Genomic DNA, 12,344 nt, shown 5'->3' with positions numbered 1-12,344 from the left:
GAAGAATGTCTGAACTCGATCGCGACGCGCTGAAGCAGGAGATGATTTTCTGGCGGCGCGATCTGCATGCACACCCGGAATTCGGCTTCGAGGAGACGCGCACCGCCGCCTTCGTCGCCGCCAAACTGCGCGAATTTGGGTTGGACGATGTCACCGAAGGCGTCGGCGGAACCGGTGTCGTCGGCACGCTGAAGCGCGGCAGCGGCAACCGGGCGATTGCGCTGAGGGCCGACATGGATGCGCTGCGCATATCAGAACAATCGGACGCATCTTACCGGTCCGGCAATCCCGGCATCATGCATGCCTGCGGCCATGACGGCCACACCACCATGCTGCTCGGCGCGGCAAAGCTGCTGGCCGGTGAGGGCGGTTTCGACAGCATCGTGCGCTTTGTCTTCCAGCCGGCCGAGGAATGGGGCAGGGGCGCACTCGCCATGCTCGAAGATGGGCTGATGCAGCGCTTTCCCTTTGACGAGATCTTTGGCCTGCACAATATGCCCGGCCTGCCGATCGGGTATTTCGAGACCCGTGCCGGACCCATAATGTCGGCCGAGGACAACTTCGAGATCGTGCTCAAGGGGCTCGGCGGCCATGCCGCGCGGCCGCATGCGGGCAACGAGACGCTGGTCGCGGCCTGCGCGCTGGTCACCAATCTGCAGACCATCGTCTCGCGCCGGCTGAGTCCGGCCGACATATCCGTGGTTTCGGTGACCGAGCTGATCACCGACGGCACCCGCAACGCTCTGCCCGGTCTTGCCCGCATCCTCGGCGATGCGCGCAGCTTCCGTCCCGAGGTCAGCGCCGAGATCGAGCGGCAGATGCGCATTATCGCCGAGGGCATCGCCGCCGCCTATAATGTCACCGCCGAGGTCAAGTACAGCAGGGAGTTCGTGCCGCTGCGCAACGATGCCGAACTGGTCGATGCCGCATTCGCCGCCGCCAGAGGCGTCTTCGAACCCGGCAACATCGCCGTCGCCCGCGAGCCGATGACCGCCTCCGAGGATTTCGCCCGCTTCCTCGACCATGTGCCGGGCTGCTTCGCCTTCCTCGGCAATGGCGAGGGCTCGGCGCCGCTGCACAATTCCAGCTACGACTTCGACGATGAGGGGCTGTTGTTCGGCACGAATTTCCATGTCGCGCTGGTCAGGCAAAGGCTCGCGGCCGGGAGATGATCGCGGCGTCACGATTGTCAAACATGCGTATCGCGAGCCGGATATGGGTAGAGTCGCGGGCAGATACGCTGTTAACAAAAACAATGTTCCGATGACGCAGGGGAAAGACTCAGCTAGCCTTACCTGTGCGGCGGACCTAATTATCCGCTTGGCCGGCGCTTCACTCCTCCCAAGCGGCGCCGGCCTTCTTCTCCAAAAGTTCGTCCGGGACGCCACAGCGGGTTGCGGCAGCACGCGAACCTCGCAAAGGCCAAGTTCCGCCTCCGGTTGCCTCGAGAATGCATCGGGAGCGCTGGCGAAACCGCCCTCCATCTTCGACTGCGCGCGTGGACGATTGGCAAGGGAACCAAAGGCGGTTTCCCCGGTTGGTTCTGCTCCAAAGGAGTGTTGCACCATGTTCCGTCTGCTCGTCGCCGGCGCCTTCGCCTATGTCACTTATCGCATCGCCAGGAAGATGGTCGAAAACGTGCCCGATACGGTCGACCCGCTGCTGTTGCCGCCGTCGCAACCTGATCGCGAGACCTTGCGACGGCAGTCGGCCGATATGGGTGTCGATCCGCAACGCTAGCCGCGATCCCTTCTCTTCAGACCGGCCCCAGTCCTGCGTGGGTTAGGTGTGCCCGTATCGATGTTGCGAACAAAGCAGAAACGATGCTTGATGGGCGATGAACCTTGCCACCGCTGATTCGACCTTTCGGGAACCGACCGTCCAGCCTGCCTATCTCGCGCGGCTGAACGATGCCCAGCGCCAGGCCGTAGAGCACGGCGCCGGTCAGATTGCCGGCCCGTTGCTGGTCATTGCCGGCGCCGGATCTGGCAAGACCAACACGCTGGCGCATCGCGTCGCTCATCTGATCGTCAAGGGCGCCGACCCGCGCCGCATCCTGCTGATGACGTTTTCGCGCCGCGCCGCATCCGAAATGGCCAGGCGCGTCGAGCGTATTGCCGGCGAGGTGCTCGGCCGCGATGCAGCCGTCATCACCGATGCGCTGACCTGGGCCGGCACCTTTCACGGCATCGGCGCGCGGCTGTTGCGCGACTATGCGCTGGAGATCGGTCTCGACCCGGCCTTCACCATCCATGATCGCGAGGATTCCGCCGACCTGATGAACCTGGTCCGCCACGAGCTCGGCTTCTCGGAGACGGAAGCGCGCTTCCCCACCAAGGGCACTTGCCTTGCCATCTATTCGCGCGCCGTCAACGCGCAGGCGCCGCTCAATGAGGTGTTGGGTTCCGCCTTTCCCTGGTGCGCCGGCTGGGCGGAGCAGCTGAAAGAATTGTTCGCCGGTTATGTCGAGGCCAAGCAGGCGCAAAACGTGCTCGATTACGACGATTTGCTGCTCTACTGGGCGCAGATGGCGGCGGAGCCCGAGATAGCAGCGCATCTGGGCGGGCGTTTCGACCATGTGCTGGTCGACGAATACCAGGACACAAATCGCCTGCAGGCTTCGATCCTCATGGCGCTGAAACCCGACGGCGCCGGGCTGACGGTGGTGGGCGACGATGCGCAATCGATCTATTCGTTCCGCGCCGCCGAGGTTCGCAACATCCTCGACTTCCCCAATCAGTTCGCGCAAGCCGCCGACGTGGTGATGCTGGAGCGCAATTACCGCTCGACCGAGACCATCCTTGCTGCCGCCAATGCGGTGATCGGCGAAGCCTCGGAGCGCTTCACCAAAAACCTGTGGTCGGAGCGCAAATCCAGCGACAGGCCAAAACTGGTGACCGTGCGCGACGAAGTCGAGCAGGCCAATTTCGTCTGCGACACCATCCTGGCCGAGCGCGAGGCGGGCACAGCGCTGAAATCCCAGGCGGTGCTGTTTCGCGCCTCGCATCACAGCGGGCCGCTGGAGATCGAACTGACGCGGCGCAACATTCCCTTCGTCAAATTCGGAGGCCTGAAGTTTCTCGATGCCGCCCATGTCAAGGATGTGCTGGCGGTGCTGCGCTTTGCCGAAAATCCGCGCGACCGTGTCGCCGGTTTTCGCGTATTGCAACTCTTGCCTGGCATCGGCCCTTCGGCCGCCGCGCAGATCGTCGAGACCATGACGACGGCGCTGGACGAGGCCATGGGGCTGGCCGGCTGGCGTCCGCCGCAACGCGCTGCCGATGACTGGCCTGGCTTCGTCTCGCTCTATTCCGGCCTGCGCGCCGGCGCCAGATGGCCGGCCGACCTCGAACAGATCAGGCTGTGGTACGAGCCGCATCTGGAACGCATCCACGAGGACGCGACGACGCGCCGGGCCGACCTGTTGCAACTTGAGCAGATCGGCTCGGGCTATGCCTCGCGCGAGCGCTTCCTGACCGAACTGACGCTCGATCCGCCGGACGCCACCAGCGACCAGGCTGGGCCGCCGCATCGCGACGAGGATTATCTGATCCTGTCGACCATCCACTCGGCCAAGGGCCAGGAGTGGAAAAATGTCTTCGTGCTCAACACCGTCGATGGCTGCATCCCGGCCGATCTCGGCGTCGGCACCAAGGAGGACATCGAGGAGGAGCGCCGGCTGCTCTATGTCGCGATGACACGGGCCAAGGACAATCTCAACCTGGTCATGCCGCAGCGTTTCTTTCCACATGGCCAGGCGGCGCGCGGCGACCGCCATCTCTATGCCTCGCGCACCCGTTTCATCCCGGCCTCGATCCTTGCCGCATTCCAGCAGGTGTCGTGGCCGAGCGCACAGGCAGCACAGGGCAGGGCGGCCCGGCCGGAGGTGCGCGTCGACATTGGCGCCCGTATGCGCGGCATGTGGAAATAGCCGAGGCCATGCCGCAGCCGCCGATCAGGATCGCCATCGCCGGCGCGCTCGGCCGCATGGGCCGCCAGATGACGGACGCCGTGCGGGTCGATCCGCGGCTGGCGCTCGCTGCGCGGTTCCATCGGCCCGGCGCTGTCGGCGATGGGCTGGTCAGCCGCGAGGAGGCGCTTGCCGTGGCCGACGTGGTCATCGACTTCACCACGCCGGCTGCATCGGCCGACCTGGCCAGGATTTGCGCCGAGCGCGGCGGGCCGGCCCTGGTCATAGGCTCTACGGGCTTCGATGCTTCTGAATTGGCTGCGATCGCGGACGCCGCGAAAACAATTGCCATCGTGCGCTCCGGCAGCTTTTCACTCGGGCTCAACATGCTGATCGGACTGGTCGAGCAGGCGGCGCGGGCACTCGACCCCGATGACTGGGACGTGGAGATTGTCGAGGCGCATCATCGCCACAAGGTCGATGCGCCATCGGGAACGGCGTTGATGCTGGGGCATGCCGCAGCCGGCGGACGCGGCATCGATCTGGAGACGGTCGCAAGGCGTGCACGCGATGGCGCCATTGGCGCGCGGCCTGCCGGCGAGATCGGCTTCGCGGTGGTGCGTGGCGGCAGCATCGTCGGAGAGCACAGCGTCAGCTTCTGCACCGAGGGCGAACTTGTAACCCTGTCGCATGCGGCCGGCGACCGCATCATGTTCGCCCGTGGTGCTATTGCCGCCGCGCTCTGGGTGGCGGGGCGCCAACCCGGCGAATACGACATGCGCGACGTTCTCGGTTTCGGCGCTCCGTGACCGGCAGCCACAACGGATTCCATTTCAACGGCCGTTAAAACGACTGAAAGCCAGCTGAAAGCTTGGGCGTGCCATGAAGTCATTGCGGCGTTCGCCGTGTGACCGGTGCGGGAGCGGCCGGTAAGGAGGAATGCGGCGCAGCCGGGATGGCGCGCCGCCCAAGTGGAGGAAGTTTCGTGACCGGTTTCATCTCGAAGTGCGCCCTGCACACAGCGGCGCTAACCCTTGCTATTGCAGCCACAAGCGCCACGGTGGCTTCGGCTGCCGACAAAATCACCGTCATCGTCGGCGGCATGGAAAAGCAGATCTATCTGCCTGCCGTGCTCACCCAGCAGCTCGGCTATTTCAAGGACCAGGGGCTCGATGTCGAACTGCTCAACTCGCGCGCCGGGGTCGAGGCCGAAAATGAACTGCTGGCCGGTGCCGTCCAAGGCGTTGTCGGCTTCTACGATCACACCGTCGACCTGCAGTCGAAGGGCAAATACATCCAGTCGATCGTCCAGTTCAGCCAAGCGCCTGGTGAGGTCGAGCTGGTCTCCGCCAAGCACCCGGAGATCAAGTCGCCCGCCGATTTCAAGGGCGCCACGCTCGGCGTCACCGGTCTCGGCTCCTCGACCGATTTCCTGACCCAGTATCTTGCCGTGCGCAGCGGCCTGAAGCCCGGCGACTACACGCTGCTGCCGGTCGGCGCCGGCAACACCTTCATCGCCGCCGTCAAGCAGGACCAGATCCAGGCCGGCATGACCACCGAGCCGACCATCGCCAAACTGCTCAAGACCGGCGAGGCAAGCATCCTGGTCGACATGCGCACGCCCGAAAAGACCAAGGAAGCGCTGGGCGGCGACTATCCGGCGGCGTCCTTCTATGTCCAGTCCTCCTGGCTGGAAGGCCACAAGGATGAGGCACAGAAGCTCGCCAATGCCTTCGTCAAGACGATGAAATTCATCGCCACGCATTCGGCCGAAGAGATCGCCGACAAGATGCCGAAGGATTATTATGCCGGCAACCGGGACCTTTACGTGCAGGGGCTGGCCGGCGGCAAGGCGATGTTCACGCCGGATGGCCGCATGCCGGCCGATGGTCCGCCGACCGTGCTCAAGGTTCTCTCGACATTCTCGAAGAGCCTGCAAGGCAAGCAGATCGACCTGTCGAAGACCTACACGACCGAATTCGTCGACGCCGCTAAATAGCGGCGCCAGCCTACCACTCGTTGAATAACAAGGGCTTGCGCCGGCTGCTTGAATCAAGAAGGCAGCGGCGCGGCCGCCCGAACACCTGGAGATCCGTGGCACTGCCGCGGGCTCCCTTGCCCCATTGCGACAGGAGTGCGCCATGCAAGTGCAACCCATGGCGGCCGAGAAGCTGTCTCAGGCCGCGCCACAAGCCGACGCCGCGATCGCCATCGATGATGTGACCTTGCGTTTCGTCACGCCCGACGGGCACATGATGACGGCGATCCGCGATTTCACGATGACCGTGGCGCGCGGCGAGTTCGCCTGCGTCGTCGGGCCGACCGGCTGCGGCAAGTCGACGACGCTCAACCTGGTCACCGGCCTGTTGCGGCCGACGACCGGCAATGTCCGCGTCATGGGCACGCCGGTCACCGATATCAGCCGGGACATCGGCTTTGTCTTCCAGGCGGATGCGCTGTTTCCCTGGCGCAGTGTCATCGACAATGTCGCCGCCGGTCCACTTTATCGCGGCACGCCAAAGGCGCAGGCCTACGACCGCGCCCGCGACTGGATCGCCCGCGTCGGCCTCGGCCGCTTCGAGAAGCACTATCCGCACCAGCTTTCGGGCGGCATGCGCAAGCGCGTCGCGCTGGCGCAGACCTTCATCAACCAGCCCAAGATCCTTTTGATGGACGAGCCGTTCAGCGCGCTCGACATGCAGACGCGCACCGCCATGCAGGACGAATTGCTGGATCTGTGGTCGGAGCAGAAATCCTCGGTTGTCTTCGTCACCCACGACCTAGAGGAGGCGGTGGCGCTGGCCGACAAGGTCTATGTGCTCACCGCTGGGCCGGGCACGGTCAAGAGCGTCTACCGCATCGACCTGCCGCGCCCGCGCGTCATGGCCGACATCCGCTACGACCCGAACTTCGTCGAGATCGCCAAGGTGATCTGGAACGATCTGCGCGAGGAAGTGCAGCTCGGCCAGAGCCGGACCTTGCAGACCGGACATTGAAAGGAGAAACAGCATGACCGCAATCTCTCCGACCGCCAACCAGGCCGCCGTCCGCGATGCTTCCATCGCCGTTGCCGAAGCCCGGGCGAGGGCAAGGCTGCGCCGCCGCCACGCGCTTGTCATCTCCTTGCGCCTGGCGATCCTGGTCGTCTTCCTTGGCCTGTGGGAACTCGGCGCCGACTACAACATCATCGACCCGTTCTTCTTCGCCAGCCCTTCTGGCATCTGGCAGCAGATCTGGTCGTGGATCACCGAAGGCACCTCGCAAGGCCCACTCTGGCTGCAGATCTACGTGACGCTGGAGGAAACCTTCCTCGGCTTTGTCATCGGTGCCCTTGGCGGCATCGCCGCCGGCATCATCCTCGGCCGCAATCGGCTGTTGGCGGATGTCTTTTCGATCTACATCAAGATCGCCAATTCGGTGCCGCGCGTCGTGCTCGGCTCGGTGTTCATCATCGCGCTCGGCCTCGGCATGGCGTCCAAGGTGGCGCTTGCCGTGGTGATGGTGTTCTTCGTTGTTTTCGCCAACGCCTTCCAGGGTGTGCGCGAGGCCGACAGGGCAATGATCGCCAATGCCCAGATCCTTGGCGCCTCGCCGTTCCAGATCACCCGCACCGTCATCATTCCTTCGGCGATGAGCTGGATCCTCGCCAGCCTGCATGTCAGCTTCGGCTTCGCGCTGGTCGGCGCGGTGGTCGGCGAGTTCCTCGGCGCCAAGCAAGGCATGGGCCTGCTGATCTCGACCGCGCAGGGCGCCTTCAACGCCAATGGCGTGTTCGCCGCGATGATCATCCTGGCTGTCATGGCGCTGGTGGTGGAGTTCATCATCACCCGCTTCGAGAACTATGTCGTGAAGTGGCGGCCGGCGCCGTTCAACGAGCAGGGAACGTGATCGGTCAGACCAGGGGCAGCCTGACCGGTCAGGCCAGCGGCAGCCTGACCTCAACCAACAGACCGCCGGCCGCGCCATCCCCAAGGGTGACGCGGCCGCCGGCATTTTCGACGACCTCGCGTACAATGGCGAGTCCCAGCCCGCTGCCTTCCTCGGTCGAACCGGCAATACGGTAGAAGCGCTCGAAGACATGGTCTCGCTCGTCCGCCGGAATGCCAGGCCCGTCGTCGGCGACCGTCAGCACGGCTTCGCCGTCGATGGCCGCCAGCTTCACCGTGACACTGCCCTCAGCCCGGGAGTAGCGCAGTGCGTTGTCGACGAGGTTGACGATCATCTCGCGCAGCATGGTGCCGTCGCCGATGACCGGAACGGGGCCAGCCTCCTCGAGGCCGAGATCTATTTTGCGATCGATGGCCGTTGGCGCCAGGGTTTCCAGCACGTGCCGGGCGGCTTCCGCCAGGTCAATGCGGTCGGCGCGCGGCCGCCGGCTGCCTGGCTCGGCGCGTGACAGGGTCAAGAGCTGTTCGGCCAGCCGCGCCAGTTTGCCGGAACTCGCCTGCAGCGCCACCAGCGCCTCCTGGCGGGCATCGGCGGCACTTTCGCGAAGCGCATAGCTTGCCTGTGTCGACAGCAGCGCCAGGGGCGTGCGCAGCTGGTGCGCCGCATTGGCGATGAAGCGGCGTTGCGCCGCCATCTGCGCCCGCACGCGCTCCATGTAGGCGTTGAGGGCGTCGATCAGCGGGCGGATCTCGCTTTGCGCACCGGGCACTTCGACGGGGTCAAGGTCGCTGCGGTTTGGCGAGCGTACCGCATCGCGCAGCCGGATCAACGGCGCCAGGCCGCGACGCAAGCCGAGCAGCACGAACACGCCGGCAATCGCCACCAGCGCCAGTTGCTGGGCAAAGGCGCTGAACCAAAGCTGTTTGACCATGGCGTCATGGCCGGCAAGGGTGACGCCCACGGTGACTGATATTGGCGAGTCGTTGCCGGCGCCGATCACCGCATGGCCAAGGGTCAGGAGCCGCAGCTGGTGATCGCGGTAGGCGGCCTCGACACTGGCATGCTGCGGCGCTTCGGGCAGGTCGGGATATCCGGTCAGCAGCCGCCCGCCGGCTGTCTCGACGCGATAGTAGACGCTGTCGCGGTCGCCGGTGTCGAACATCTCGATCGCCGCCGGGGGCACCGTGGCATCGAGCACGCCGTCGACCATGGCGACCTGCTCGGCAATCGCCCGCGCCGATCCGACGAGCATCCGGTCGGTGACCAGGTCCGCGGTCGCCAGTGCGTTGCGCTGGCTGGTCCACAGGTTGATGGTCGCGAGCCCGGCAAGCGGCAGCACCACCCATGCCAGCAATTGCAGGCGGAGGCTGTTGATCCTCATGGCGCCAGGATCGTCACGGCGCCAAATCGTCTTGGCGCAAGAGGTAGCCGAGACCACGCAGTGTGGCGATCTGGACCCGCGACCCTTCGAGCTTCTTGCGCACGCGGTGCACGTAGATCTCGATGGCGCTGGGATCGGCGTCGGTCTCGAAATCGTAGATCGCGGCCGACAATGCCGCCTTGCTCACCGTGCGTCCGGCCTTGACCATCAATTGCTCAAGCACGGCATGCTCGCGCGGTGTCAGCGCCAGCGCCTCGCCGGCAAGCGAAAACAGCCGCGTGTTGGTGTCGAAGACGAGATCACCGCAGGCAACGACCGGCGCGGTGCGGTCATTGGCACGGCGCAATTGCGCGCGGATTCGTGCTTCGAGCTCTTCGATCTGGAAGGGCTTGGCCAGATAGTCGTCGGCGCCCTCATTGAGGCCCTTGACCCGGCCGTCGAGACTGGCGTTTGCGGTCAGCACGATCACCGGCACCCGGTTGCCGCGCGTCCGCAACATTCGCAGCACCTCCAGCCCGCTCATGCGCGGCAGTGCAAGGTCGAGGATGACAAGCGCGTGGTCACCGGCGGCGAGCGCGTGTTCGACATCCTCGCCATCATGGACGATGTCGACGACATAGTTCGCCTGACGCAGGGTCTTGCCCAGCCAATCCGCCAGCTCGCGATTGTCTTCTACAAGCAGCAACCGCATTTCTATCGCTGTCCTGGGGTGCAGGTCACCCGGATTTCCGCCCACTTCTTCAACTGGCGCCGCCAAGTCGCGCCCGATTGATGATCGTGCACAAGCGATAATCTCGATCCAACCGCAAGGCAAATGGAGGAGATCCAGAAGTTCAGATGGTGCGCAATCGTTTCAAACCGAACCGTTCAGTTCGATTTCTGTTGACGCACTGTGTAGCAGATGGTGAACGCCGGCCTGGCGAGCGGTCGCGCCTGGTGATGGGCGTTATCGATTAACTGTCTGATTTCAAACAGTTAAATTATGACCGCCGAGGCCCTGTGTCAAATTTCAAGGCCTGGATTCGAGCCGCGGGGGAACATCTTCGTGATTGGAATCCGCGGCAGGGCGAGCCCATCTCGGGGTGGTCCGAGCGACGCGAAATTCCTCCCAAGGGCACGCCACTAGACGGACATGACAAATACTGGAGTAATTAAAATGACCAAGATCGCTCTTACCGCCGCCGCCATCCTCGTTGCCACGGGCACTGCTTTTGCCGGCAGCGACAATTATGGCTCGGCCAACGCCAATCAGCCTGCCGTCGCTGTCGACCATTCGATCACCGCTTCGGTCTCCAAGTCGACGCAGACCGTCCAGGCTCCCGCTTCGCAGGGCGCTGACCGCAACCTCTTCGGCCGCTAATCGCGACTGCCGATATCGACCCAAACTTGAACTCAGGAGTAATTAAAATGACCAAGATCGCTCTTACCGCTGCCGCCATCCTCGTTGCCACGGGCACTGCTTTTGCCGGCAGCGACAATTATGGCTCGGCCAACGCCAATCAGCCTGCCGTCACCGTCGACCAGTCGGCCACTGCTTCGATCTCCAAGTCGACGCAAACCGTCCAGGCCCCCGCTTCGCAGGGCGCTGACCGCAACCTCTTCGGCCGCTAATCGCGACTGCCGATATCGACCCAACCTTGAACTCAGGAGTAATTAAAATGACCAAGATCACTCTTACCGCTGCCGCCATCCTCGTTGCCACGGGCACCGCTTTTGCCGGCAGCGACAACTACGGCTCTTACAATGCCAACCAGCCTGTTGCGAACCAGTCCGTGTCCGACATCGACACCACGCACACCGGCTCGATCCCGAAGTCCGTAAAGACGCAGGGTGATGCCAATGCCAACGTGCCGGCTCAGTCGGGCCAGGGCATCTGGGGTCGTTGATTTTCTGAAGTCTGCGACCACAAAGAGCGGTGGGCTTTGCCCGCCGCTCTTGTTTTTTATGCATGAGCAGGATTTCGGCCGACGGCATCGGTGTCGGAGCGCCGATCGTAAATCGAACCAACTGGTTCAAATTATGTTGACGAATTGTGAACGCATGGCGAGCGCTGGCTCGATGAACCGCCGCACCATGCGTCAGGCACCCTCCTTATAAGCGTCTGAGATAAATTGATAAAACAGGGTGAGCTCAATCCCTTGGCCGACGTTCGAGGTCCCGATGCCGCGCGTGAGGGAACGTCTTCGTGATTGGAAGTCGGCGCACGAAAAATCCAGATCGAGGCTGTCCGAGCGACGCGAAATTTCCTCCCCAGGGGCACGCCACTAGACGGACAGAATCAGGAATACCGGAGTAAATAGAATGAACAGGATCGCTCTTGCCGCCGCCGCCATCCTCGTTGCCACTGGTGCCGCTTTTGCCGGCAGCGACAACTATGGTTCGGACAATGTCAATCAGCCGGCCGTCACCTCGCACGCGGTCAATGTCGACCACAGCTACACGGCTTCGACCCACAGGCAGGTCAAGCACCGCGACCTCACGCTGACGCCCGATCCGGTCCAGCCGGAATCCGGCCAGGGCAACTGGGGAAACTGACGGCTCAGGCGGGTGTGCGGCGGGCTTGGCCTGCCGCACCTGCCATGGACACTAGCCGCCCAGGTCCTTCGGCCGCAAGCAATGTGTCAGCCGGGCGGGGGATACGCCGAACCAATCGCCTTCGAAGACCACCCGGGCCAAGGCTGCCGTCGGGAATTTTTCCTCAAGTCTTGCGATCGCCTTGGCGTCCGACCCCGGCCCGGCAAGCTGTCTGGCCAACTGCTCCAGGCCCGGATTGTGGCCAATTACCAGGAAGCTGCCGCTCGAAGCGTCGGTTTGACCAATCTGGCTCAGAATGTCCGCCGCTGAAGCATCGTACAGCGCCTTGAGGAATGCGACCTGGGGCGGGACGGGCAATTCCGCCGCCACAAGCCGCCAGGTCTCGCGGGTGCGCAGCGCCGCCGACACCAGCGCCAGGTCCGGCAGCCAGCCGCGCGCCGCAAGCTCGCGCCCCATCAACCGGGCTGCCTTCGATCCGCGTTCGGCCAAGGGCCGGTCGAAATCATCGAGATCAGGGTCGTCCCAGCTGGATTTGGCGTGACGGAGAAGAAGTAGTTGTCTCATCGATGTTGGTCAGGACCAGGGAGACTGATCAGACGAGTGCGGGCCTTTTGTTTGATCGCCTCAATG

General features: G+C 63.9%; 14 protein-coding genes. 11 read left to right on the top strand and 3 right to left on the bottom strand.

Features of this window, described 5'->3' with window-relative positions:
- Positions 1 to 5: 5 nt before the first annotated feature.
- From LB559_RS03870 to LB559_RS03840, 7 genes are all read left to right on the top strand, one after another.
- The gene (locus LB559_RS03870) at positions 6 to 1,172 is read left to right on the top strand and encodes a M20 aminoacylase family protein (RefSeq protein WP_224673062.1); all 1,167 of its coding nucleotides are present in this window, start codon (positions 6 to 8) and stop codon (positions 1,170 to 1,172) included.
- Positions 1,173 to 1,566: 394 nt separating this feature from the next.
- The gene (locus tag LB559_RS03865; protein WP_013532459.1) at positions 1,567 to 1,740 is read left to right on the top strand and encodes a hypothetical protein; all 174 of its coding nucleotides are present in this window, start codon (positions 1,567 to 1,569) and stop codon (positions 1,738 to 1,740) included.
- A gap of 97 nt (positions 1,741 to 1,837) precedes the next feature.
- On the top strand, positions 1,838 to 3,931 hold the full coding sequence (locus LB559_RS03860; protein WP_224673061.1) for an ATP-dependent helicase: 2,094 nt from the start codon (positions 1,838 to 1,840) through the stop codon (positions 3,929 to 3,931).
- 8 nt (positions 3,932 to 3,939) lie between these two features.
- Positions 3,940 to 4,719 (top strand): 4-hydroxy-tetrahydrodipicolinate reductase, encoded by a 780-nt coding sequence (gene dapB / locus LB559_RS03855; RefSeq protein ID WP_224673060.1) that lies wholly within the window; start codon positions 3,940 to 3,942, stop codon positions 4,717 to 4,719.
- 176 nt (positions 4,720 to 4,895) lie between these two features.
- The gene (locus LB559_RS03850) at positions 4,896 to 5,909 is read left to right on the top strand and encodes an ABC transporter substrate-binding protein (protein ID WP_411970022.1); all 1,014 of its coding nucleotides are present in this window, start codon (positions 4,896 to 4,898) and stop codon (positions 5,907 to 5,909) included.
- Between the two features lie 142 nt (positions 5,910 to 6,051).
- Entirely contained in the window at positions 6,052 to 6,906 is an 855-nt protein-coding gene (locus tag LB559_RS03845; RefSeq protein WP_013532455.1) for an ABC transporter ATP-binding protein, read from the top strand.
- 13 nt (positions 6,907 to 6,919) lie between these two features.
- Positions 6,920 to 7,798 carry an ABC transporter permease gene (locus LB559_RS03840; RefSeq protein WP_013532454.1) on the top strand — a complete coding sequence of 293 codons (879 nt, stop codon included), beginning with the start codon at positions 6,920 to 6,922 and terminating at the stop codon, positions 7,796 to 7,798.
- Positions 7,799 to 7,826: 28 nt separating this feature from the next.
- On the opposite strand, the gene LB559_RS03835 is transcribed toward LB559_RS03840, so the two are convergent.
- Both LB559_RS03835 and LB559_RS03830 read right to left on the bottom strand, forming a co-directional pair.
- Positions 7,827 to 9,179, bottom strand: a complete 1,353-nt coding sequence (locus tag LB559_RS03835) for a sensor histidine kinase (RefSeq protein WP_013532453.1) — start codon at positions 9,177 to 9,179, stop codon at positions 7,827 to 7,829.
- Positions 9,180 to 9,192: 13 nt separating this feature from the next.
- Positions 9,193 to 9,870, bottom strand: a complete 678-nt coding sequence (locus tag LB559_RS03830; protein ID WP_024504276.1) for a response regulator — start codon at positions 9,868 to 9,870, stop codon at positions 9,193 to 9,195.
- 465 nt (positions 9,871 to 10,335) lie between these two features.
- Between LB559_RS03830 and LB559_RS03825 the strand changes: the two genes are divergently transcribed.
- From LB559_RS03825 to LB559_RS03810, 4 genes are all read left to right on the top strand, one after another.
- Positions 10,336 to 10,539, top strand: a complete 204-nt coding sequence (locus LB559_RS03825) for a DUF680 domain-containing protein (RefSeq protein WP_013532451.1) — start codon at positions 10,336 to 10,338, stop codon at positions 10,537 to 10,539.
- A 47-nt stretch (positions 10,540 to 10,586) separates the two neighbouring features.
- Positions 10,587 to 10,790 carry a DUF680 domain-containing protein gene (locus LB559_RS03820; RefSeq protein ID WP_013532450.1) on the top strand — a complete coding sequence of 68 codons (204 nt, stop codon included), beginning with the start codon at positions 10,587 to 10,589 and terminating at the stop codon, positions 10,788 to 10,790.
- 47 nt (positions 10,791 to 10,837) lie between these two features.
- On the top strand, positions 10,838 to 11,065 hold the full coding sequence (locus LB559_RS03815; protein WP_224673059.1) for a DUF680 domain-containing protein: 228 nt from the start codon (positions 10,838 to 10,840) through the stop codon (positions 11,063 to 11,065).
- Positions 11,066 to 11,480: 415 nt separating this feature from the next.
- Complete coding sequence (locus tag LB559_RS03810) at positions 11,481 to 11,714, top strand: DUF680 domain-containing protein (RefSeq protein WP_224673058.1); 234 nt, start codon at positions 11,481 to 11,483, stop codon at positions 11,712 to 11,714.
- 51 nt (positions 11,715 to 11,765) lie between these two features.
- Here LB559_RS03810 and LB559_RS03805 read toward each other — a convergent pair whose 3' ends face one another.
- Positions 11,766 to 12,278, bottom strand: a complete 513-nt coding sequence (locus LB559_RS03805; RefSeq protein ID WP_224673057.1) for a SixA phosphatase family protein — start codon at positions 12,276 to 12,278, stop codon at positions 11,766 to 11,768.
- Between the last annotated feature and the right edge of the window lie 66 nt (positions 12,279 to 12,344).

The sequence above is a fragment of the Mesorhizobium sp. BR1-1-3 genome, from assembly GCF_020165455.1.
In the GTDB taxonomy this organism is placed as follows: Bacteria; Pseudomonadota; Alphaproteobacteria; order Rhizobiales; family Rhizobiaceae; genus Mesorhizobium; species Mesorhizobium ciceri.
This window is presented reverse-complemented; position numbering and strand designations above follow the sequence as displayed.